Source organism: Flavobacteriales bacterium, from assembly GCA_016704485.1.
GTDB lineage: Bacteria > Bacteroidota > Bacteroidia > Flavobacteriales_F > PHOS-HE28 > PHOS-HE28.
Genome location: JADJAA010000001.1, coordinates 164140 through 185722, shown reverse-complemented (window position 1 = coordinate 185722; position 21583 = coordinate 164140). Strand labels below are relative to the sequence as shown.

At 49.9% G+C, this 21583-nt stretch carries 18 protein-coding genes and 1 tRNA gene; 9 read left to right on the top strand and 10 right to left on the bottom strand.

Going from position 1 to position 21583, the window contains the following annotated elements; genetic code table 11:
• Positions 1-40: 40 nt before the first annotated feature.
• On the bottom strand, positions 41-193 hold the full coding sequence (locus tag IPF95_00765; GenBank protein ID MBK6473227.1) for a hypothetical protein: 153 nt from the start codon (positions 191-193) through the stop codon (positions 41-43).
• Positions 194-313: 120 nt separating this feature from the next.
• Here IPF95_00765 and IPF95_00760 point away from each other — a divergent pair, with 120 nt between their 5' ends.
• A complete protein-coding gene (locus IPF95_00760; GenBank protein MBK6473226.1) occupies positions 314-1234 on the top strand; it encodes a polysaccharide pyruvyl transferase family protein in 921 nt (306 codons plus the stop codon).
• A 252-nt stretch (positions 1235-1486) separates the two neighbouring features.
• Here the strand turns inward: IPF95_00760 and IPF95_00755 are convergent, their stop codons facing one another.
• Positions 1487-1900 (bottom strand): OsmC family protein, encoded by a 414-nt coding sequence (locus tag IPF95_00755; GenBank protein MBK6473225.1) that lies wholly within the window; start codon positions 1898-1900, stop codon positions 1487-1489.
• A 75-nt stretch (positions 1901-1975) separates the two neighbouring features.
• Here IPF95_00755 and IPF95_00750 point away from each other — a divergent pair, with 75 nt between their 5' ends.
• The 3 genes from IPF95_00750 (at position 1976) to gap (ending at position 4797) form a co-directional block, all read left to right on the top strand.
• Positions 1976-2728, top strand: a complete 753-nt coding sequence (locus tag IPF95_00750) for a hypothetical protein (protein ID MBK6473224.1) — start codon at positions 1976-1978, stop codon at positions 2726-2728.
• Positions 2725-3600: a lipoyl synthase gene (lipA, locus tag IPF95_00745; protein MBK6473223.1), complete on the top strand. Its 876-nt coding sequence runs from the start codon at positions 2725-2727 to the stop codon at positions 3598-3600. The genes IPF95_00750 and lipA overlap by 4 nt, the downstream gene beginning before the upstream one ends.
• A 201-nt stretch (positions 3601-3801) precedes the next feature.
• On the top strand, positions 3802-4797 hold the full coding sequence (gap, locus tag IPF95_00740; protein ID MBK6473222.1) for a type I glyceraldehyde-3-phosphate dehydrogenase: 996 nt from the start codon (positions 3802-3804) through the stop codon (positions 4795-4797).
• Between the two features lie 9 nt (positions 4798-4806).
• Here the strand turns inward: gap and IPF95_00735 are convergent, their stop codons facing one another.
• From IPF95_00735 to lpxK, 6 genes are all read right to left on the bottom strand, one after another.
• Complete coding sequence (locus IPF95_00735; protein MBK6473221.1) at positions 4807-5607, bottom strand: UDP-2,3-diacylglucosamine diphosphatase; 801 nt, start codon at positions 5605-5607, stop codon at positions 4807-4809.
• 48 nt (positions 5608-5655) lie between these two features.
• Entirely contained in the window at positions 5656-8724 is a 3069-nt protein-coding gene (locus tag IPF95_00730; protein MBK6473220.1) for a M1 family metallopeptidase, read from the bottom strand.
• 176 nt (positions 8725-8900) lie between these two features.
• Positions 8901-9728, bottom strand: coding sequence for a TlpA family protein disulfide reductase (locus tag IPF95_00725; GenBank protein MBK6473219.1), 828 nt, complete (start codon positions 9726-9728; stop codon positions 8901-8903).
• 317 nt (positions 9729-10045) lie between these two features.
• Complete coding sequence (gatB, locus tag IPF95_00720; GenBank protein ID MBK6473218.1) at positions 10046-11566, bottom strand: Asp-tRNA(Asn)/Glu-tRNA(Gln) amidotransferase subunit GatB; 1521 nt, start codon at positions 11564-11566, stop codon at positions 10046-10048.
• A 290-nt stretch (positions 11567-11856) separates the two neighbouring features.
• Positions 11857-12669 (bottom strand): purine-nucleoside phosphorylase, encoded by an 813-nt coding sequence (locus IPF95_00715; GenBank protein MBK6473217.1) that lies wholly within the window; start codon positions 12667-12669, stop codon positions 11857-11859.
• A complete protein-coding gene (lpxK, locus tag IPF95_00710) occupies positions 12641-13696 on the bottom strand; it encodes a tetraacyldisaccharide 4'-kinase (GenBank protein MBK6473216.1) in 1056 nt (351 codons plus the stop codon). The genes IPF95_00715 and lpxK overlap by 29 nt, the downstream gene beginning before the upstream one ends.
• A 359-nt stretch (positions 13697-14055) precedes the next feature.
• Between lpxK and IPF95_00705 the strand changes: the two genes are divergently transcribed.
• Complete coding sequence (locus tag IPF95_00705) at positions 14056-15150, top strand: Nif3-like dinuclear metal center hexameric protein (GenBank protein MBK6473215.1); 1095 nt, start codon at positions 14056-14058, stop codon at positions 15148-15150.
• 2 nt (positions 15151-15152) lie between these two features.
• Positions 15153-15974, top strand: a complete 822-nt coding sequence (locus tag IPF95_00700; GenBank protein ID MBK6473214.1) for a hypothetical protein — start codon at positions 15153-15155, stop codon at positions 15972-15974.
• Between the two features lie 277 nt (positions 15975-16251).
• On the opposite strand, the gene IPF95_00695 is transcribed toward IPF95_00700, so the two are convergent.
• The gene (locus tag IPF95_00695) at positions 16252-17763 is read right to left on the bottom strand and encodes a hypothetical protein (protein ID MBK6473213.1); all 1512 of its coding nucleotides are present in this window, start codon (positions 17761-17763) and stop codon (positions 16252-16254) included.
• Between the two features lie 14 nt (positions 17764-17777).
• Positions 17778-18812 carry a hypothetical protein gene (locus tag IPF95_00690; GenBank protein MBK6473212.1) on the bottom strand — a complete coding sequence of 345 codons (1035 nt, stop codon included), beginning with the start codon at positions 18810-18812 and terminating at the stop codon, positions 17778-17780.
• A gap of 111 nt (positions 18813-18923) precedes the next feature.
• Between IPF95_00690 and IPF95_00685 the strand changes: the two genes are divergently transcribed.
• The 3 genes from IPF95_00685 to IPF95_00675 all read left to right on the top strand — a co-directional run bounded on the left by IPF95_00685 (position 18924) and on the right by IPF95_00675 (position 21279).
• Positions 18924-20399 (top strand): proline--tRNA ligase, encoded by a 1476-nt coding sequence (locus IPF95_00685; protein ID MBK6473211.1) that lies wholly within the window; start codon positions 18924-18926, stop codon positions 20397-20399.
• Positions 20399-21103, top strand: coding sequence for a hypothetical protein (locus IPF95_00680; GenBank protein ID MBK6473210.1), 705 nt, complete (start codon positions 20399-20401; stop codon positions 21101-21103). The genes IPF95_00685 and IPF95_00680 overlap by 1 nt, the downstream gene beginning before the upstream one ends.
• A 104-nt stretch (positions 21104-21207) precedes the next feature.
• A tRNA-Glu gene (locus IPF95_00675) sits at positions 21208-21279 on the top strand.
• The last annotated feature ends 304 nt before the right edge of the window (positions 21280-21583 follow it).

Here is a 21583-nt window from a genome sequence, read left to right as displayed (position 1 = left end):
CTCGGGCTTTTGCTGTTCACGGGCTGACCGATGGACGAAGCTAATTATCCAGAAAGGTCAGCGTTACTTTCCGGACCAAGCTACTTTCTAAGCTCAGTGCTACAAGACAAGTAGGTGCCGTGTGCTCCATGATCGAGCGTGCTTGTGCTTGCAACCACTTAAAGGATAGCCTTAAGAAGTTCTGTTGCTCCATTGCGCGTGATAACGTGTCGGGACTTTCGTCGAATTCGAGTTATGACAGGACATATTTGGCCAATGCACGTCCATAGGGACTCAGTTGTGCTGTCTGATACCGTTACTCATCTTTGTCCCAATGAAACTGACCTACCATGAAGGCCAAAATTTTGGAGATGCCTTGAACCCGCTCATCTTCAAGAAACTATTCCCTGACTTTTTCGATGACGACGAACGCATCCTATTCATTGGCATTGGATCCATATTGGGGCTCAAGAAGGGAACTGAGCGAACAGAACGTCGCATTTATTTTTCCAGTGGATTTGCGGCAGACGCACCGAGCACCTACGGCACCCTACCAGAGCTGCGTGGGACGGATGATGTGATTTGTGTGCGTGGACCATTGACCGCTAAGGCATTAGGCCTGCCTGCGAGCAAGGCGATAGCTGATGGTGCCATTCTCATTAAGCCCCTATTTCCGCTTGAACGGACTGAGACCGTAACGCCGTTTGCCTATATGCCACATATCGGCAGTTTCAAATTTTTCAATGATTGGAAAGGTCTCCTCGTTGAACTTGGCATTGCGCCGATCGACCCACGGGACGAACCGATGAGCATCCTGCAACAATTACAAGGAACCGGGGTGCTGCTTACAGAGGCCATGCACGGCGCGATCGTGGCGGATGCTATGGGAGTTCCTTGGATACCGGTTGTTTGCTATGATACCATCAACGCCTTTAAATGGCAGGATTTCACATCCTCCATGGGTCTTTCCTATACCCCACAGCGAGTTCCTCCTTTGTTCGATCGGGATTTTGTCGGACTGATGGTCAAGAATAAAATGAAGGGCATAGGCCTTGTGCCATTGGAGCGTATTGCTACCCGGTCATACGCAGCTTATCAGCAAGGCATCGTCCGCGGGAGGGTAGCAAGAGCATTTGAAAAGATCCTTGGCATACGGCCAGAACTAAGCGATCGTGCCATATTGGACCAGCGGATCAGTGCGCTTTTGGACAGAGCGGACCATGTGCGCAGTACGTATGGCAGACCTATGGCTTGAGCTCACCGATCGAAACGGGATCCCGCCGCCTCCACTCCTATCGGGTCCTTGTGATCGGACCAACACCAGCACAATGATTGTCGGGTCTTGCATTTTCCGAAATGCATGTACCCTCCTCATCTAACGCACCTGTTTCGTTACAACTGCGTCAGCTATGCGTCGCTGTGCTAGAACTCTGTGCCCCACAAGAACGATCTTCCATCATTCTCGGGCCGCACATGCGCGGAACAAAAAACCATTTAGAGTAGTACTCTAGTTATCGAGAAAGGTCAGCGTTATTTCCTGTACCAAGCTACTTTCCAAGCTCAATGCAACAGGACATGTGTGTGCCGTGTGCTCCATGATCGAGCGCGCTTTTGCATTCAACCCGGTTCCATCCATCTCCAAATGAACTTCTATACGTTCCACCCTGCGTGGACCGCTGGCCATGTGTTTCACCACCCGGGCCGATAGGCCATGTACCGGAATACCCTTATCGGCAGCGACAATGGCCATTGTGGTGATCATACAGCTCGCCAAGGATGTGGCCAATAGATCGGTTGGTGAGAATGCTGCTCCTTTTCCTTTGTTATCGACTGGTGCATCGGTAACTATCGATTCACCACTGCGCACATGCGTGCATGTGGTCCGTAGGTCTCCGAGATAGGTGATGTTTGCTGTATCCATTGAATAAGGATCGAAATAACGATCGCCCGCAAGGTAGCGTTGAAGTGTTGTAGCTTTGTAGCTGCTTCAAGCCTTATGCGTAACAGCTTATCGATCATCCTGCTGCTATGTGGATCAATGCCATTATTGGCGCAAGAAACGATCTACGAGGAGACGCGCGTGCCCTTCCGGAAAGAGATCTATGGCGGGGCCATGGTCCATGGCGATGGATGGGGGCTGAATTTCTATCATGCGAAATATCGAACAGCGATCTACCGAAGACTGTTAGGCTTGGAGATCGTGGGCATGAAGCATCCGAAGGAAGTAAAGAGCTTCAATCCGTATTATGAGGACTCACGAGGCTATTTCTACGGAAAGACCAATGCGCTTTTGATCATTCGACCTACGTACGGAGGCAAACATCAGATCACCGACAAGATCAGGCGCAGCGGCGTTGAAGTGAATTACGTCTGGGGTATTGGCCCATCGCTCGGACTGGTAAAACCCGTTTATCTGCAGATCGGAACTCCTGACCAATTTCCCTACGAGAACATTGTAACGGAGCGATACGACCCGGCCATCCATGATGTGCAGAATATTTATGGAAGAGCGTCATACTTCAATGGGATTGGAGAGATCGCATTGTATCCTGGAGCATTTGGTCGGTTCGGTCTCAATTTCGAATACAGTGGGAACACGTTGGGGATAAAAGCGCTGGAAGTTGGAGTAAGTGCGGATGTTTATGCAAAGAAGGTCCCAATGATGGCGGATGTGGAAGGCGTGAAGAACAAACAGTATTTCTTCGAGTTCTATCTGAACCTGCTTTTCGGAAAGAAATACGTGCAATGAGCGAGAATAATGGAGTGGAGTTACAAGAAGCACGACCACGGAAACCGTCCTGGTTACGTGTGAAGTTGCCAACGGGTGAGAGTTTCAAGAAAGTGCGTGAGATCGTTAGCCAGCATAAGCTGCATACGATCTGCCAAAGTGGTAATTGCCCGAATATGGGCGAATGCTGGGGCGCAGGCACAGCAACGTTCATGATCCTTGGTAATGTGTGTACGCGGAGCTGTGGATTCTGTTCCGTAGCGACCGGCCGGCCAGAAGCTGTAGATCCATTCGAACCAGCGCGCGTAGCACGGAGCATCGAATTGATGGGCATCAAACATTGTGTGATCACCAGTGTGGATAGGGATGACCTGAAGGATGGCGGAAGTGATATTTGGGCAAAGACCATTCGTGCCATTCGCCGCAGAACACCGGGAACCACCATGGAAACACTGATCCCGGATTTCCAAGGGAATTGGGACAACTTGGAGATCGTTACCAACGAAGCACCAGAGATCCTCTCGCATAATTTGGAGACCGTACGTAGGCTTACAAAGCAAGTGCGTATCCAAGCCAAATACGACCGCAGTTTGGAAGTGTTGCTGCGTGCCAAACGTGCAGGTCTTCGCACCAAAAGTGGCGTCATGTTAGGCTTAGGGGAAACCGATCAAGAAGTGATCGAGACCATGGATGATCTTCGCAGCGTAAACGTGGATATCATCACACTAGGCCAGTACCTTCAACCCACCAAAGTCCATTTACCCGTAGTGGAATTCGTTCATCCGGATAAGTTCGCATTCTTCCAAAAGATCGGTAAGGAAAAAGGTTTCCGCCATGTTGAAAGCGGCCCATTGGTGCGGAGTAGTTACCATGCAGAAAAGCATATGGCTTGAGGTGATTAGTTGCTGGTTGTCGGTTTTTTGCTGGCTGCCGTTGCCAGCATTACCGTCCACTAGGCCTAAGCAAGTGGACTTCATTGTATATCCTTTTCTTAAAATCATAACCATCTGCATAATCTGCGGTCCTCTTTTCAGCTAGTCATCGCCCAAGCAGACAGCAATAACTGACAACCGACAACTAACAACTAACACAAAGTGAAAACTCGCATAGCAATCAATGGTTTCGGTCGCATTGGCCGTGTAACCGCACGTATCCTTTTAGGCCGCACCGATCTGGAACTGGTGGCGGTTAATGACCTCACCGATAACAAGACCTTGGCGCATTTATTCAAGTACGATTCCGTTCACGGAGTGTATAAGGGCGAAGTAAGTTTCGGTGATGATCACTTGAATTTAGGGGGCACCAAGGTGAAAGCATTCGCAGAAAAAGACCCATCGAAATTGCCGTGGAAGGAATTGGGGATCGATGTGGTGATCGAATGCACCGGGTTTTTTCTGACGCGTGATTCGGCTGGTGGACATTTGAAAGCCGGAGCCAAGAAGGTGGTGTTGAGCGCACCAGCGAAAGACCCATCGATCAAGACCGTTGTGTTGGGTGTGAATGATCACATCATGGATGGAAAGGAGGACATTATCTCCAATGCAAGCTGTACCACCAATTGCGCAGCGCCCATGATCCAAGCGTTGCATGAGTTCTGCGTGATAGAGGACGGTTTCATCACCACCGTCCACAGCTACACCGGAGACCAACGCCTGCACGATGCCCCGCACAAGGACCTACGACGTGCACGTGCCGCTGCCATAAGCATGGTGCCCACAACAACAGGTGCGGCAAAAGCGATCACCCGCATTTTCCCTGAACTGGATGGGAAGCTCGGTGGCTGTGGCATACGCGTACCAGTGCCCGATGGCTCCATAACCGATATCACGTGTAAAGTGAAGACGCTACACACCGCAGATCAGATCAACGCACGTTTCAAAGAACTCGCCAACGGAAAACTGAAAGGCATACTCCGCTACACCGAAGACCCGATCGTAAGTGTGGACATCGTAGGCGACCCCAACAGCTGCATCTTCGACGCGCAACTCACCAGTGTAGTCGGCAACATGGTAAAAGTGATGGGCTGGTACGACAACGAGTACGGTTACAGTAGCCGGTTGGTGGATCTGGTAGTTAGGTTGGGGAAGTAAGAACGAACGCTAAACGGCAGGACCACCGCTGATCGCAATATCTGCACTTAGTCCTCCATCACCAACCCGTTTCTTCAATTGCAGGTCCTTGCCATCAAAAACCGCATAAGTGAAATACGTGATCCAATCGCCGAGGTTGATGTAGCGGCAACCGGGTTTTACTTCGAGGTCCACCGGTAAGTGACGGTGCCCGAAGATCATGAAGTCGTAATGTGTTTTCTCTAGTTCGGTGCGGCAGTACTGCACCAACCATTCCTTGTCTTCGCCAAGCCATTTGCGGTCGTTCTCGTAGCTTTTCTTACGACTGCGTCCGCTCCAGAAATCGCCTAGCCACAATCCGAAATTCGGGTGCAAGCGTGCAAAGGCCCATTGGCACATTTTGTTCCGGAAGATCTTCTTCATGAACTTGTAGCCATGGTCGCTAGGTCCAAGCCCATCGCCATGCCCGATCAAGAATTTCTTGCCGTTGTAGGTCAGCTCGATCGGTTCGCGGTGCGCAATTACACCGGTCTCCGAAGGCACATAATCGAAGATCCACATATCGTGGTTGCCGATATGTAGATGCACCGGAATGCCACGGTCGGTGAGTTCGGCCATCTTGCCCAACAACCGCACGTAGCCTCGGGGCACTGCACGTTTATACTCGAACCAAAAGTCGAACAGATCACCAAGCAAGTGGATCTCAGCGGCATCCTTCGCAGCTTCATCCAAGAAAGCCACAATTCGTTTTTCGCGCGCCAAACTTGCATCCGCATCCGGCACTCCCAAATGGAAGTCACTCAAGAAATATATTTTCTGGCCGGGTCTCATACGCGGGTCGAAGGTCGTGGTTTAATAGGGATCCAGAATGTTGTTCGCTCAGAACTTCATTGAACGTAAGATCCGAGTTGGGTCCAACTTTTCTAAAGCAAGAACAAAGCGGATGCGATCTCCGATATCCCGTCCTCTGAACGTTTCCTCATCGGCGATCCGTTGAGATACGATCAATGGGAACCACACCTCCACCGCATCTTTAATGATCGGAAATCCTACTCCCGCTTCATAGTAGAATTCCGCATTGGTGCTTTTTCCTTCTTGGGTGATGGTCGTCACCGGTACGCTTCCGAGACTCGCGAAGAGAGCAATGGGAATCGGCACGGGAAGGTCGAGTTCCGCGTTAAGTGCTGCTATCCACGTATCACTTCCACCCTGTAGGAACGGCGTTTTGAAGGCACCTTGTTGCTGGGTGAATTGGCGACTTAGGAAGTTCACGGATGCTCCACGATCCAAGTAAGCGTGTTCGTAGAGCATGTCTTCCGGACCCCATGTCAAGCCCCAGGCTTCGAGACCGTTGCGTAATCCGATATCACTTTTCCAAAGGAACGAACCGGCAAAAGCACGCATGCGGAATTGCTTGTTCCTCGCATTGTAGGCCCATGCTTGTTCTACTTCCACAGAAGCTTGGAGCCAATTGTCGGTGGCCGTGATCTTTGGGTTCAAACGGGTAGGATGGAGCTTGCGCTTGTCCTCGGATCGCAGTGAGACCTCGTAATAGAATTGGTCCGTTGCATTCCTCAAAACTTCGGTCCCGTCCATGTTCTCTGCGACATAAGTGTTCCGCAAGAAAACGGAACGCAGCGCAATGCGATGTTGCCATGGTTTACTAAGCGGATCTTGCTTCACATCAAAATGCACATAAGGTGAAACGTTCTGGTACCATGCATTCGCGAAATGGTCATGGAATGTGGATGCTGTGCGTCCGCTTACGCCGAATGTGACGTTGCGGAAGATGTTGCTTTGTAAGCGATCCAAATGTTGTTCGATGCGCGCTGCGCCCACCACGCGCTCACTTCCGAAAGCGAAGAGCGGTGCAACAACCCATTCGGTGCGTTGCGATGGGAATATGGTGTTGTGCAGCACTAAGCCGGCTTGCCAACCATCGTGGTTGTTCCATGCTGGTGCTAGCGAATAGTAGATCGTTCGGCGATCTTGTTTTTCGAGGCCGTACAACGGTTCGAACGCAGGGAGTTTCCAGCGTTTGAACAAGCCGTGGGAGCGTAATTCGTTATTGCGTCTGTCGATGTCGAGGGTACGGTTGTTAGCATCGATTACGATTCGGTCCGCATTAGGCCATGGGAGGGTCAAATTTTGAATACTTCTATCAATGGTCGGTATCTCATAGTTCACTTTTCGATAATGTGAATGAACTGTGATTTGCGTACCACCAATCTCCCAGATGGACCCAATAGTGTCCTTACTGTTAAACGCGGTAACGGAAAACGCAAACAAGCCTTTCGAATCGAGCTTGTATCGCAATTGGTCACCTCTCAATTGCTTTGCCTTCACATCCACCTTACGATCGGCAACGATCAAACCATCAAACAACCACCCGAGATTCTTTCCACTTTCACGTTCAAATACTTCACGCACATCCTTCGGTTGCGGATGTTCGAATTGCCATTCGTCGTAGTAGGCGTGCATGCATTTATCGAATGTTTCCTCGCCGAGATAGGCGAATAAATGATCGAACGCCAATGCGGTCTTCATGTACACGCCTGTGCCGTAGTTGAACTCCGTCATGTCATCCGAAGAAAGCGACAGCGGTTGATCCAAATTGCGGCGTGCATTGAGCCTGTATCCCAATTCAGAGAGCGTTCGGTGCGGATCTGTAACCTGTTCGAACAACTTCTTTTCACCCGGAAGGCCAAGCTCTAGTGTACTGTTCGGGTAGTTCTTTCGCATATACCGAAGCTCCACGAAACTGTTCATGCCTTCATCCATCCACGCATGATCACGTTCGTTGCTGCCCAGAATGCCATAGAACCAATTGTGCCCGACCTCATGTGCGATCACATTGTCCAATTCTTCACGTTCCGAGCAATTGCCGATGATGGTGATCATGGGATACTCCATTCCGCCACCAGCGCTGATCGTGCCATCCACCGCTGTGCAGACGTCGTATGGATAGTCCCCGACCCATTCACTGTAACGCAATACGCTCTCGTTCAAAAAGGAAGTTGCATCCTGCCAGATCAACGCATTGGCCGGTGTGAACAAAGCCCATGTTGTAACGGTGTGGCCTGTCCGTGGCAACGCGATCTTGCTTTTCCTCACCAAGAAACGCTTGTCAGCGAACCACGCGAAATCATGGATCCTGCTTTGTGTAAAGCGTATGGTCTTTGTTTCCGTATCCGAAGCCGGAAATGGTGACGAAGTTTCGGCAAGAGCTGTGGATAAGGAGCGCTCAGCCAATTCATTCATCCAAGCATTTTCTAAAGGATCCTGTAATGACCCGGTAGCCCCTACGACGTAATTTCTTGGTAGGGTGATGGATACATCGAACGAACCGAATTCACTATAGAATTCACCCAAGGTCAAGTAGGGCATTGCGTGCCAACCATCCGCATCGAACACTGCAGGCTTAGGATACCATTGTGTGATGTAATAGGCTTGTTGAGTATGCCCAAGCCGTGAGAATTTTCCACTGGGGATCTTCACCCGGAACGGCGTCGAAATTGAAATGGAATCACCCGTGGCAAGCGATGTGTTCAGTTTGATCCATGCGATATCGCTGTGCTTCTGATCGTAACCCCAAACAAGTGTTTGCTCGGCAGCAGTGAAATCCAAACTGTCGATGTATCCGCGTTCGTCGTCAGTGGCGAAGTGCAGTTTCAATTTGCCCATGCGATCGAGTTGATCACACAAAGCGGTGTGTTTATCACGATACGCATTCGGCCACAAATGCATCCAGACCGTATCCAGTGCATCCGGGCTGTTGTTGTGGTAAACGAATGTTTCATTGGCGTGCAGAACGTGTGCAACATCATCCAACCGCACGTCGATGGTGTAGTTCACCTCTTGCTGCCAATAGGTTTGCGCTTGTGAAGCAAAAGTCAACAGCGTAAATAGGCAGGAAAGAGTGTGGTTAGGTGTGCCTATTATCATCATTCAGCGTGTGTGAAAATAGCTGCGCCTCGATCTGGTCAATACGGAAAGTTGTCAGTTGTTGGTTTTTTGCTGTCTGCATTGCAACACGCGGGCTTACCGAGCGGAATAATAACACGTATGGTGCGACTGGTCATCGCCCGCCCAGACAGTAAAAACCAACAACCAATTGCCAATAACTACTTTCCAAAGATCTCTTCCAACTTCGGTTCCAGTTCGTTCGCGCGCATTCCTTTTGCGAGGATCTTTCCTTCCTTATCGACCAGCACGGTGTACGGGATACTGTTGGCCCCGTATTCCTGTGCGGCGGCATTGTTCCAGTAACCGAGATCACTCACGTGTTTCCAGGGAAGGCCATCGTCCTTGATCGCTTTTTTCCAAGCCTCAAGATCCTTATCCAACGACACGCCGAGGATCTCGAATCCTTTTTTATGGAAGCGCTCATAGATCCGTTTCACGTTCGGGTTCTCGTAACGGCATGGACGGCACCAGCTGGCCCAGAAATCGATCAGCACGTACTGGCCGCGAAGGTCACTTAGAGCGAATGTTCCGCCATCCGGAGTTTGTTGGCGGATCTCCGGTGCAACGCTTCCGAACGGGAGCATGCTGTTCTTCCGTTCTTCTGCCTCCTGTTGCATTTTAAGTTGCGTTTGTTGTGTTTCGAAGCTCGCAACTTGATCTCGGAATTGAGTGAAAACGCTGGACTTCGGCATCACCTTGCGCAGATCATCCCGCACTTTTTTGAACAGATCCATCTCCTTGTTGATATCCAGTCGTGTAACCGAAGTGATCGCAACCGGCGAACCGGAATTCTCTTGCGTGAACGTCTTGGTGCGTTCGTAGAATTCGGCATTGAGCTGATTGTACCGTGCCATTGTACTTGCGTCTGGCGGTTGCATGTTCAGAGCTTCCTTTAATGTATTTGTCTCCGTCTCGAATGTCTTTGCGCTCTTGAAGAAGTCATGCAGCGCAGTAGCATGTAACGAACCCTCGATCCTGGACGGCATATTCAGGTCCCCTAGCTTGGAATCAATACTTAGTGATTCAGCACTGTCCAAGGCCAGAACGAGCTGCTCGCCATCAATTGTAATCCGATAAAAGTCCAACGGTAACTTCGGGATCTCCAGTTTGCCTTTACCATTTGCGTCCAGGACAACGGTATCCACACGAACAGGAACATTGTTGTCGAATTTATCGAAGACCGCGGTCCTATTACCGGCGCCTTCAACGTTCAATTCAACGGTACGGGAATTTGAACCTATGTTGCCACAGGATACTAGGATGATACAGGCCAGTGCCTGAAAAATGGAACTTGTTTTCATTGTTAAGCGTTGTCTTTTTCCAGTATGGAACGTACTACTTCGTTTGCTTTTTTAGGATCGGCCTTACCCTTGGTTCCCTTCATTACTTCACCCATGAACAAGCCAAGTAGCCCTTTGTTCCCGGCACGATAGGCTACTACTTTATCGGGATAGCGAGCCATTACTTCCTTCATTATTCCTTCTACCACGTCATCCCCGGCATCTTGGACAAGGTCATTTGCAGCGGCTAGGTCAGCAGGGCTTGTCGACGTATCGTTCAGCATTAAAGGGAACAATTTCTGGCTGGCGATCGAGTGGCTTATCCTCCCACTATCGATCAACGTGACCAGGCCCGCAAGACGATCCGCGGAGATCGGGAATTGGTCCATCGTCAGCCCTTGCTCATTCATCCAACTACGCACATCGCCCATTACCCAGTTTGCCGCTGCTTTGTGATTGGTCGTTCCCTTGATCACATCCTCATAGTACAAGGCGGTTGCTTTATCATCCGTAAGTATTGCGGCGTCGTAATCGCTTAGCCCTAACTCCTTGGTGTACTTCTCACGCAGTTCGCGGGGTAGGGGAGGCATTGCCTTTCGGATGGCTTCCTTGTGCGACTCAGAAACGGTGATCGGTTGTAGATCAGGTTCTGGAAAATACCTGTAGTCATGCGCTTCTTCTTTGCTACGCATGCCACTCGTGCTTCCGGTGGCAGCATCGAACGAGCGGGTCTCCATGTGGATCTCGCCGCCAGCGTCCAGGATCTCGCTTTGGCGCTGTGCCTCGTATTCGATCGCACGCATCACGTTGCGGAAACTGTTCATGTTCTTCACTTCACAACGCGTACCGAACTCCTCAACTCCCTTAATGCGCAGACTGATGTTCGCATCGCAACGCATGGAACCTTCTTCCATGTTTCCATCGCAGATATCCAAATAACGCACTAAGCGACGCACCTCCACCAAGTAATCGTAAGCCTCCTGTCCGCTGCGGATATCAGGTTCGCTTACGATCTCCACCAGCGGTACACCGGCGCGATTGAGGTCAACGAGCGTATTGAACGGATCGACATCATGGATGCTCTTTCCGGCATCCTCTTCCATGTGGATCCGAGTGATACCGATCCGTGTCATTTCCTTCACTCCAGGATCGCGTGTGTTCGGAATATCAATGAACCCATTGGTGCAGATGGGCGTTTTATCCTGTGTGATCTGATATCCTTTCGGTAGATCAGGGTAGAAATAGTTCTTACGAGCGTAGTGCATCCAAGGCGCGATCGTGCAATTGGTGGCCAACCCGATGCGAACGGCATGTTCTATAACACGTTTGTTGGCAACTGGCAAAGTTCCAGGATGCCCTAGCGTCAGTGGGGAGACATTCGTATTCGGATGATCTCCGTATGCATTCGGGTCGCAACTGTACGCCTTGGTCTCGGTGATCAACTGCGCGTGTACTTCGAGCCCTACAACAAGGTCGTACTTCACACTCCAATGAGGTGCACCGGTGCCGGTCACGGAAGCTTTTGTATCGATCTCTTTTACCATTCAATTCTTCACTTGAGCTAAGTCATCACCAATAAGCCTTACCACAACAATCGAAATTCAACAATTCTAACGAAGTTAACAATGAGCAGTTGGCAGTGGCAGTTGGCAGTTAGCAGTGAGCTGTGGCAATTTGCAGCGGCAGTTAGCAGTCCCGGAATTTATCGCTTTGCTGAAAAATAGGTTTCAGGCAATACCATTTTCACTACGCTATCCATAATCTGTGTTGATCATTTCTTTCAGCATCTGTCACTCCGGTCTTGGGCTGGAGAGCGTTCCATTTCATTCACCACTCAACAACTCGCGATCAATTCCCGCATGATCAACGTGAGCTTTGGCTCTGCAACTTCGGCGACGCGCTGAACCATTTCATGCGTCGTTTTTTCGATGCGTCCTTCCACACCCATATCGGTGATAACGCTCATTGCGAAACACGGAATTCCCATTTGTCTCGCAGCAATCACTTCCGGTACGGTACTCATACCCACTGCGTCACCTCCAATATTCCTAACGTAGCGATACTCCGCAGGAGTCTCAAGCGTTGGCCCGGTAAGTCCAACGTAAGTTCCTTCGCGTACCGTGATATTGTTCTTGGCAGCGATCTCCTTTGCGGTTGCGATCAATGCATGATCGTAAGGTTCACTCATATCTGGAAAGCGTGGTCCGAGCTCATCGATGTTCTTGCCAATGAGCGGGTTAGGGAAAAGACAAATGTGATCGTTCAGGATCATCAGGTCGCCTGTGTCGTGAGCTGGATTGACACCTCCGCATGCGTTGCTCACGAAAAGTCTATGGATCCCTAAGAACTTCATAACGCGAACAGGCATGATCACCTCATCCATGGTCCAACCTTCGTAAAAGTGGAAACGGCCTTGCATGGCCACTACGGGCTTACCACCAAGGATGCCGAACAGCAATTTGCCGGGATGTCCTTGAACCGTACTCACCGGAAATTCAGGGATATCCTTGTATGCGATGCTGAATTTCACATCGATCTCCTTCCCTAGACCGCTAAGCCCCGTTCCGAGGATGATCCCCGTCTCTGGTATGAAACCATCAGTGGCTTTCTTAAGGTATTCAGCTATGCGTTTTATGCGTTGCAACATGGCGTTGGATCAATTCAGCGAAACGTTCTGGTTCATTCAAAATTACGGCCCTCATTCCGATCACGTAGAGTGGCAATCCTTCGAGTGCACTACCCCTTATCACTGAACCAAGCCTTGCGGCATCCTTTTCAGTGGTGACCAGCATTTTTGGGCCGGGTGCGAATTTACCAAAAACCGTCGCCAGATGGTGAAGGTCTTTTGAGGTGAATGCATGGTGGTCCTTGAAAGCGATGTGTTCAACGCTATCGGCCAAGCTGCGAACGTGTAACAGGAGAGGCCGAGGATCAGCAATTCCCGTGAACAAAAGGATCTTCGGCTTTTCGCCTTTTACTGCTACAGGATCACTATAAGGACGGAGGCTCTCGTATTCGATCCCACTGAAAAAAAGCTGCTGATGAGCATCGATCCGTAGCCGATGTCTCCACTTATCCTGTTCCGTATCGCTGGGTAAAGAAGGGCATTTGGTGACCACGATCACCTGCGCGGCTTCGGCCCTGTAACGCAGATCGCGTAGGGTCCCGGCCGGAAAGAGCACATCATCGCAATACGGTCTTTGCCACGTAGTAAGGAGAATGTTCAGGCCAGCATTGACTTTTCGGTGTTGCAAAGCATCATCCAGTACCACGGCACTCACATCCGGTAATTGTTCCTGTATTGCTACAATACCCGCAATTCGATCGGCTCCAACGAAGACATGAACTTGGGGAAAATTTCGTTTTACTTGTACGGGCTCATCGCCTGATAGCGCCGTTGCGTCATTGGCATTCACTTCGTGCAGGTCGGATCCCTTTCTGCCATAACCTCGGCTTAGCGTTGCGATCTGTTCAGTGCCCTTCAAAATTCGCAGAACAAGTTCCATCATTGGCGTTTTTCCAGTTCCGCCTAGTGCAAGATTTCCAATAGCGATGGTCGGTATTGCGGGGCGGACCGGTCTGATCACACCAGTGTCATAGAGCAGATGACGTATGCGAAGGACCGCAGCATGTAGCAACGTGAATGGAGCGAGAAGAATGCGCAGCAGGGTCATTGGGGGATCAAAGATGGCACAACTGCGGAATTGCTAACCATCGAATGGTTCAACCTGGACACAAACCATATTCACGGATGACCTTTCACTCAGGTCAACCGTAGTGGTCAGCTCACGATCATCAAATGCCCACGTTTGCTCACCTCACGTGTAAGTTCGCATGGGTCTCTGTGGCGCATGGTGTATACGCACTTGCCTACGGGCATCAGTGCGCCACCATACCTACTATCCTATTGGTCATTGGTATCCGTGGTCCTCCGCATTTCGGCGACAAATGTCAATCGTTGTTCGATGCAAATTCTGGGTTCAATAAGGCGTTTAATTTTGAAAGGAGTGCGGCAAGGTCGTTCCTTCGTGACATGAAATTGAGTAAATTGATCGCTGCTCTGGAACAATGGGCTCCTCTTAGCCTACAAGAGGCATATGACAATAGTGGATTACAGTTGGGCGATCCTAATATGGAAATTTTGAGTGCTATGGTCTGTTTGGACTGTACCGAGACTGTGATAGAGGAAGCTGCAATGCAGAATTGTCAACTCATCATTAGTCATCATCCATTGATATTCAGAGGGTTAAAGTGTCTGTCCGGGAATGGTTACGTAGAACGGACACTTAGAGCCGCGATAAAGCACGACATCGCTTTATATGCAATTCATACGAATCTGGATAATGTGCATGATGGCGTGAATGGAGAGATCGCGTCACGTCTGCGATTAAAGCCAATGGGCGTTCTGGAACCTAAAGTTGATCTACTCCGCAAACTATCGGTATTCGTTCCGCATTCACATGCCGAACAAGTGCGTGAGGCTATGTTCCGGGCCGGGGCCGGGCACGTGGGCGATTATGACGAGTGTAGTTTCAATGTTGAAGGAACCGGCACATTCAGAGGTACGGAAGGAACGGTGCCCTATGTGGGGAAGATCGGTGAACGCCACAAGGAGCCCGAAACGCGCGTGGAGGTCATTTATCCAGTATTCAAGGAAAGGATGATCATCAGCACCATGAGAGAAGCACATCCCTATGAGGAAGTGGCTTATGACCTGGTTCCATTGCATAACAGGCATCCTCGGGTCGGAAGTGGTCTGGTCGGTGAATGGGACAAGCCATTGTCAGAACAAGAGTTCTTGGCACGATTGAAGGAAGTTTTCGGGCTAAAGACCTTACGTCATTCCAAATTATTGGGTAGACCCATTAAGCGCGTTGGAATGTGTGGTGGTTCCGGTGCTTTTTTGATCAACAGGTCGAAGAGCGAAGGTGTTGATGCGTATATCACTGGGGACGTGAAATACCACGAATTTTTTGATGCTGATGGCAGTCTGTTATTGGCTGATATTGGGCATTTCGGCAGCGAACAATTCACGATGCACCTGATCCAACGCAGATTGGCCCAACTTTTCCCTACCTTTGCCGTCCGTTTGACGAAAATTGTCACGGATCCCATATACCATTACTGACCATGGCGAAGACCAGCGTGAAAGAAGCAAAGACTGCATCGGATAACGGTAAGGCTACTAAAAAGGCCGCAACGAAAACCGATAATACGATCGCTGAGAGGCTCGTTGAATTGTACCGTTTGCAGCACTTCGATACATTGGTCGATAAGATCAAGACCCAACGTGGAGAGCTTCCACTTGAGGTACAGGACCTTGAAGATGAGGTTACTGGACTTGAGACACGCATGACCAAGCTGCAAGGCGAGCTCACGGAGATGGAGGAGCAGGTCACTGATAAGCAGAATGCGATCAAGGACGCCAAAGCACAGATCAAAAAGTACGAGGCGCAACAGGCCAAGGTGCGTAACAACCGTGAATACGATTCTTTGACCAAGGAAGTGGAATTCCAGAACTTGGAGATCCAGCTTGCAGAGAAACGCATCAAGGAAGCCAAGGCGCAGATAGACGGCAAGAAGACGGTGGTAGAGGAGAGCAAGGAGCGTTATACTGAGCGCAAGAAGGATCTTGCTTTGAAGAAGAAGGAGCTTGATACCATCATTGCCGAGACGGAGAAGGAGGAGAAGGACCTGATCAAGAAAAGTGACGCTGCTGCTAAGCACATCGAAGCGCGTCTGTTGAGCGCCTATGCCCGTATTCGTGAGAACTCACGGAACGGGCTTGCTGTTGTACCCGTTGAGCGTGGTAGCTGCGGGGGTTGTTTCAATAGCATTCCGCCACAGCGCCAATTGGATATAGCTAGCCATAAGAAAGTGATCGTTTGCGAACATTGCGGACGCATCCTTGTGGATGAATATGTAGTGGAAAGTGTTGAAGGCGGTAAGTGATCCTTTAATACCATTTGGAAATAGAGATCCATTCAATCTGCTCGCTCTTTTCCGCCCATGCTTCTTCAAAAACTAGTTCCGTAGCTATGGCTATGCAAATATTTTTTGAATCGCCTGGTCAAAACTTAACACGTGCCTTCGGCAGTCAGGTTCGCATCTTCGGACGAATCTCTAATTCCAAATGGTATAACGAACCAGAAATTCAAAGCCCTTCGCCTAACGGTGAGGGGCTTTTTGATGTGTGTCGAAAAGAATGGAGTTCTTGGTTCGAACTGTGCTATGGCCTTAGGCTCACAGTGACCAATCCTCGATAATTGGTCAGATCCTCACGGATCGGATCGACCAGATCAGCATTGTAGGGGTATCTGGTCGCTGAGCGATCACTATAGTTCAGACCCAATTCAACACCTACATGGTCCGTGCGATAGCCGATGCCCGCAGCATAGGTCTTCAGCGCCTGTCCATGTCGTGGATCCGAAGTCAAATAGGCATCAGGAACAAAGCTCCAACCCAACCGGTAATACCAATTTCCAGCTCGCCATTCCATCCCAACACGGATAGTATGAACAGCTCTGAAGCTTTGTTTGATCGCAGCATTCTCTAAGGAAAAATCATAATCATCAACCAATTTATCATTTCTACGGAATCGCATTTTCGCATAGTCCGCATATTCATAATCCACACTGATCACTCCGTTCTTTCCGGCAACGTAAGCGGCGCTTAGCGCCGCTCTCCACGGAGACCTTACACGGTAGCTGAACGCGCCATCAGGCGATGTTTCGGAATAGCTGGATCTCCCATCAGCATCAGGAGTGCGGAACGAGGTCTTCAATTCATAGACATAGACGTCATTCAACTGCATCCATTGAGGACTATGGAAAGCAGCGCCCATGCGGAATCGCTCCGTAATTCGGCCTATTACTCCCACTTTCGCGTTCACGCCATTCCCGGTCGTATTCAGGTCCTCGGTATAGGTAAGGTCCTTCAGGTCCAGACTTTCATCCAAGCTGGTCTCGGTATGCTTGGTCGTGCGTTTGAACCGGTGACTTGCAATGCCGATTGAAATGCCAACGTAGAGCCGATCCATGTAGTTGCCGGAATAAAAGAAATTAGTGTTCGTGTTCGCTCCACGGGAATCCACGGAATGGACTTGTTCAGTGGTCGACCCGAAAGGAATGGCGGGTGTATACTCGTTCAGGAGTGTATCACCATCCACAACCGCAGGATCTATTCCATACGCATACCAAGCCAAGCTAGAGCTGAATGGAAACGCATCGGTACTTAGATCGTCAATACTGGTTCCGCTCGCCTCATTTACGAATCGCTGAAGTATAGTACTGGGGATCTCCTTGCCTACCGCTCGGGATGCATAGTGGTGACTTTGTTGTCGGTCATAGACCACGCCGAAAGTCCCACTGCGCCATTCATTATCCTTTTTGGCTGGGTTATGCAGGATCAGTGATAAATTGTTGAAATAGAAGCGAGCTTTAGAGTCGGATGTGTTTTGTCCATAGAATCTACTTGAGGCGTCATTCACTTCCAACGAAGGCGTTAGAGTAAGCTCGGAGTTGCGGTACAACCCAAAACCTGCGGGGTTTATTCCGATGGATCCGGGGTCTGCGCCAATTGCACCAAATGCATTGGCCATACCATTGCTACGTGCTGTACCACCTGGCAAAAGGGAACTGATCCGAAGTGCATCTTCTTCGTTCTGGGCCATGGACGCAGTAGCCAATACCAAAGCCAGTCCGGTAAGTACGGAAAGCCGGATTCGATCTAGAGCCATCATCCCCGATCCGCTGATCATCGACGACGTCCGCCGCTACCTCCGCCGGAACCACTACCGCTACCAGAGTCATTGTTATTTCTACTGCCGCCGTCATTACGAGACGGTGTGGCTCTTTCTGTACCATGGTTCTCACGGGCCGGGGCAGTTCGCGGTGAGGTTTCCCTCGTGGGCCTTGTAGTCGGTTGACGCTCAGGTTCGTAATAACGGATCCTGGAATGGTCCGGTGTACGTGTTTGTTGACCTTGAACAGGTTGTGACCGCACCCCTCGCTCGTCAACAGCCCGGTTGGTCAAACCTATCGGATCCCGGAATTCATTGGCTGGTCTCGATGATGTTCCACCATTTCCTGAACTGTTACCACCCATTCCAGGGCGATGGCTTACCACGGTACTGCTGCTACCACCTACAATTACAGGTGAATAATACGGGCAGGCGTTACCATACGGACCATAGTAAGGTCCCCACCCACCATTATATCCACCGTATGGATTTCCATAATAACCACCGTATGGGTTTCCATAGTAGCTACCGTATGGGTTTCCATAATAGCCCCCGAAACCTCCGTAGCCAATATCATAGGTCCATGGTGCGTAATGTGCGTTTCCATAATACCCGCCATATCCATACGGAATTGAGGACCAACCGCTGTACACTCCGGTACCGTAGCCAAAACCGATCATCATTCCATTCTGCCCATAACCATAACCGGTCCTTCCTGCTAAGCCGGTCAGGCCAGAGTTGAATCCGAAGCGACCATAATTGTAGTAGTATGGGTCGTTATAGGCCATGTCGTAATAATTGCTCGGGGCATATTGTGTGGCCGTTTCAGCATTGTAATAATCATCAGTTGGAGGTGTACTCTTTGGTGCAGGCTCGGGTGCAGGTTCAGGTGCTGGAGGCACATCCGCGACACTGGCAGTCAGGGGAGCATCGCTCGGCATGTAATACACATCATCACGTACATCACTCGCGGTGCGTATACTGCCACAAGAGACAATAGTAAGAGCCAATAGAGCAACTACTGGCGAGATCCGGATCGAAGTGTTCATGTTCATCTTGTTGTTAAACCCGTGTAACGCTGCCACGCGTTATCGGGATGTGTACTTTAGCCGCCCATATTTCAGGGTGTACAGAACAAAAATAATACCACATTAGAGGCGATGGCGGATAATCTTACTAAAAGAGCGGATGACTATGCAAAATGGTACAACGACCTTGTACTGAAAGCGGACATGGCCGAGCATAGTGCTGTGCGAGGTTGTATGGTGATCAAGCCACATGGTTACGCTATTTGGGAGAAGATGCAAAGTGCGCTGGATCGAATGTTCAAGGACACCGGACATGTAAACGCATACTTCCCCATTTTCGTGCCTAAAAGCCTGTTCGAGGCCGAAGAAAAAAATGCGGAAGGGTTTGCCAAGGAGTGCGCCGTTGTTACGCATTACCGGCTAAAGGCCGATCCGAACAATAAGGGTAAGTTGATGGTGGATCCGGAGGCCAAGTTGGAAGAAGAACTTATCGTACGACCAACAAGTGAAGCCATCATTTGGAACACCTATCGTGGCTGGATAAAAAGCTATCGGGACCTGCCGTTGTTGATCAACCAATGGGCCAATGTCGTTCGTTGGGAAATGCGAACGCGCCTTTTCCTTCGTACCGCTGAATTCTTATGGCAGGAAGGGCACACAGCACATGCCACAAAGGCCGAAGCGATCGAGGAGACCGAACGTATGTTGCAAGTGTATGCCACATTTGCAGAGGAGTGGTTGGCGATGCCGGTATTACAAGGGGTGAAAACCGCTAGTGAACGTTTTGCAGGAGCTGAAGAAACCTATTGCATTGAAGCGATGATGCAGGACGGCAAAGCGTTGCAAGCGGGTACTTCGCACTTTCTCGGACAGAACTTTGCCAAGGCCTTCGATGTGGTCTTTACCAATAAGCAGAATACGCAAGAGCATGTTTGGGCAACAAGTTGGGGAGTTAGTACGCGGTTAATGGGAGCGTTGATCATGACCCATAGTGATGACAATGGGTTGGTCCTGCCACCCAAACTGGCACCGGTGCAGGTGGTTATTGTACCTATTGCCAAGAATGAAGAGCAGATGGAGGCGGTCCGTACTTATGTAGCTCCAATGATCGGCGAGCTTAAGGCCAAGGGGATCTCTGTGAAGTTGGACGATGATGACAAGCGGAAACCCGGATGGAAGTTCGCAGAATATGAATTCAAAGGTTATCCTATACGTATCGCGATCGGCCCTCGGGACATGGAAAATGGAACCGTGGAGGTTGCTCGTCGCGACACGTTGGAAAAACAGGTTATGCAGGTAACGGATATAGCGGAAAAGATCGAGCATTTGCTAGGTCGCATCCAGGACAATCTTTACCAGAAAGCGTTGGCGATGCGCGAAGAGTTCACTACTGCGGTGGATACATACGATGAATTCAAAGTAGCCATAGAGAAGGGTGGATTCATATACGCACACTGGGATGGTACGCCAGAAACCGAAGAGAAAGTGAAGAACGAGACCAAAGCCACGATCCGCCTTATTCCGTTAAAAAGTGATGGGAAACCCGGGAAGTGTATGGTTACGGGCCAACCAAGTACGCAACGCGTAGTTTTTGCTCGCGCTTACTGATGAAAAAGTCGAAAGAGATCGCACCGGACCCACATGACTTGGTTGTAAGGGCATTACGGACCAAAGCCGCTGTTAAGCAGGACATTTATCGACGTACAAAAGAGATGTACGCGGAAATGAAAGAAGTCTTAGATGAGATCGCGACGGACCTGAAGGAGTCGGTCAAGGAGGATGAACGGCTCGTGGTCGATTTTTTGGATAAGGGCAGTGCATCCTGTGAGCTGAAAGTTGCCGGAGATACCTTGATCTTTCACATGCACACCAATGTGTTCCGGCTGGATCAAAGCAATAGTCTGTGGAAGACCAGCTATCTTGAAGAAGATGAAATGCGAGGCTACTTTGGAGTAGTGAACATGTATAATTTCCTAAGCGATTCGTTCTCATTCAATCGCGAGCGGGACGTCGGTTACCTTGTTACGCGTCTGCTATTGAACAAGGACGGGCATTTTTTCGTTCAAGGCAAGCGGCAAATGGGGTTCTTGTACAACGATCTTGCGACGAATGTCCTGGATCGGAAGCAACTGAAGGAACTATTGTACGCTGTGATCAATTACGTCATGGAATTCGACCTGCTTGCACCGCCTTATGACCAGGTAAGCCAAGTGTCAGTCAGTGAGATGAACGAATTGAATGCGAACCAACAATTGAGTACAGGAAAGCGCTTGGGATTCAGGTTCCAGGCCGATGTGGACTCCACGCATTAACTTTTCTGACAAAAAGAATCGGTATCGTTATTTGTAGAACCGCTTCAACTCGCTACATTTGCCGTCCCTTTGCAAAAAATCGTTGCAGCGGGAATTGACTTAATGGCCCGTTCGTCTAGGGGTTAGGACGCGTCCCTTTCACGGATGAAACAGGGGTTCGATTCCCCTACGGGCTACAGGCAGAACGCCGCATTCCTTACATTAGTAAGAGAATGCGGCGTTCTTGATTCCGCTGACCTAGGTCGAACTCCACATGCCATCAGGCAGCATTTAAGGTGGAGACGTGGATACTATCTACCGGCCCTTCGACGTTCATGCAGGTTCATACACGCTTCATTGTGTGTTATTAGCAATACATCCTATCTGCACCGCAGCTCCCCGTGTATCTTTGGCCGTTGTTCTGTTAGAAGCCTCATGGAGTGCTGGAACATAGCAATTGAATACCGGTTCATACCAACTACATCCACCACGCATAGATCG

Coding starts and splice junctions, on each gene's coding strand:
- IPF95_00725 (MBK6473219.1), bottom strand. CDS start 9,728: ATGCCGTCCAGGATCGAGGGTTCGTTACATGCTACTGCGCTGCATGAC.
- IPF95_00705 (MBK6473215.1), top strand. CDS start 14,056: ATGAAATTGAGTAAATTGATCGCTGCTCTGGAACAATGGGCTCCTCTT.
- IPF95_00700 (MBK6473214.1), top strand. CDS start 15,153: ATGGCGAAGACCAGCGTGAAAGAAGCAAAGACTGCATCGGATAACGGT.
- IPF95_00715 (MBK6473217.1), bottom strand. CDS start 12,669: ATGTTGCAACGCATAAAACGCATAGCTGAATACCTTAAGAAAGCCACT.
- IPF95_00680 (MBK6473210.1), top strand. CDS start 20,399: ATGAAAAAGTCGAAAGAGATCGCACCGGACCCACATGACTTGGTTGTA.
- IPF95_00735 (MBK6473221.1), bottom strand. CDS start 5,607: ATGAGACCCGGCCAGAAAATATATTTCTTGAGTGACTTCCATTTGGGA.
- lpxK (MBK6473216.1), bottom strand. CDS start 13,696: ATGACCCTGCTGCGCATTCTTCTCGCTCCATTCACGTTGCTACATGCT.
- lipA (MBK6473223.1), top strand. CDS start 2,725: ATGAGCGAGAATAATGGAGTGGAGTTACAAGAAGCACGACCACGGAAA.
- gatB (MBK6473218.1), bottom strand. CDS start 11,566: ATGGTAAAAGAGATCGATACAAAAGCTTCCGTGACCGGCACCGGTGCA.
- IPF95_00760 (MBK6473226.1), top strand. CDS start 314: ATGAAACTGACCTACCATGAAGGCCAAAATTTTGGAGATGCCTTGAAC.
- IPF95_00695 (MBK6473213.1), bottom strand. CDS start 17,763: ATGATGGCTCTAGATCGAATCCGGCTTTCCGTACTTACCGGACTGGCT.
- IPF95_00685 (MBK6473211.1), top strand. CDS start 18,924: ATGGCGGATAATCTTACTAAAAGAGCGGATGACTATGCAAAATGGTAC.
- IPF95_00755 (MBK6473225.1), bottom strand. CDS start 1,900: ATGGATACAGCAAACATCACCTATCTCGGAGACCTACGGACCACATGC.
- IPF95_00690 (MBK6473212.1), bottom strand. CDS start 18,812: ATGAACACTTCGATCCGGATCTCGCCAGTAGTTGCTCTATTGGCTCTT.
- IPF95_00765 (MBK6473227.1), bottom strand. CDS start 193: ATGGAGCAACAGAACTTCTTAAGGCTATCCTTTAAGTGGTTGCAAGCA.
- IPF95_00750 (MBK6473224.1), top strand. CDS start 1,976: ATGCGTAACAGCTTATCGATCATCCTGCTGCTATGTGGATCAATGCCA.
- IPF95_00730 (MBK6473220.1), bottom strand. CDS start 8,724: ATGATGATAATAGGCACACCTAACCACACTCTTTCCTGCCTATTTACG.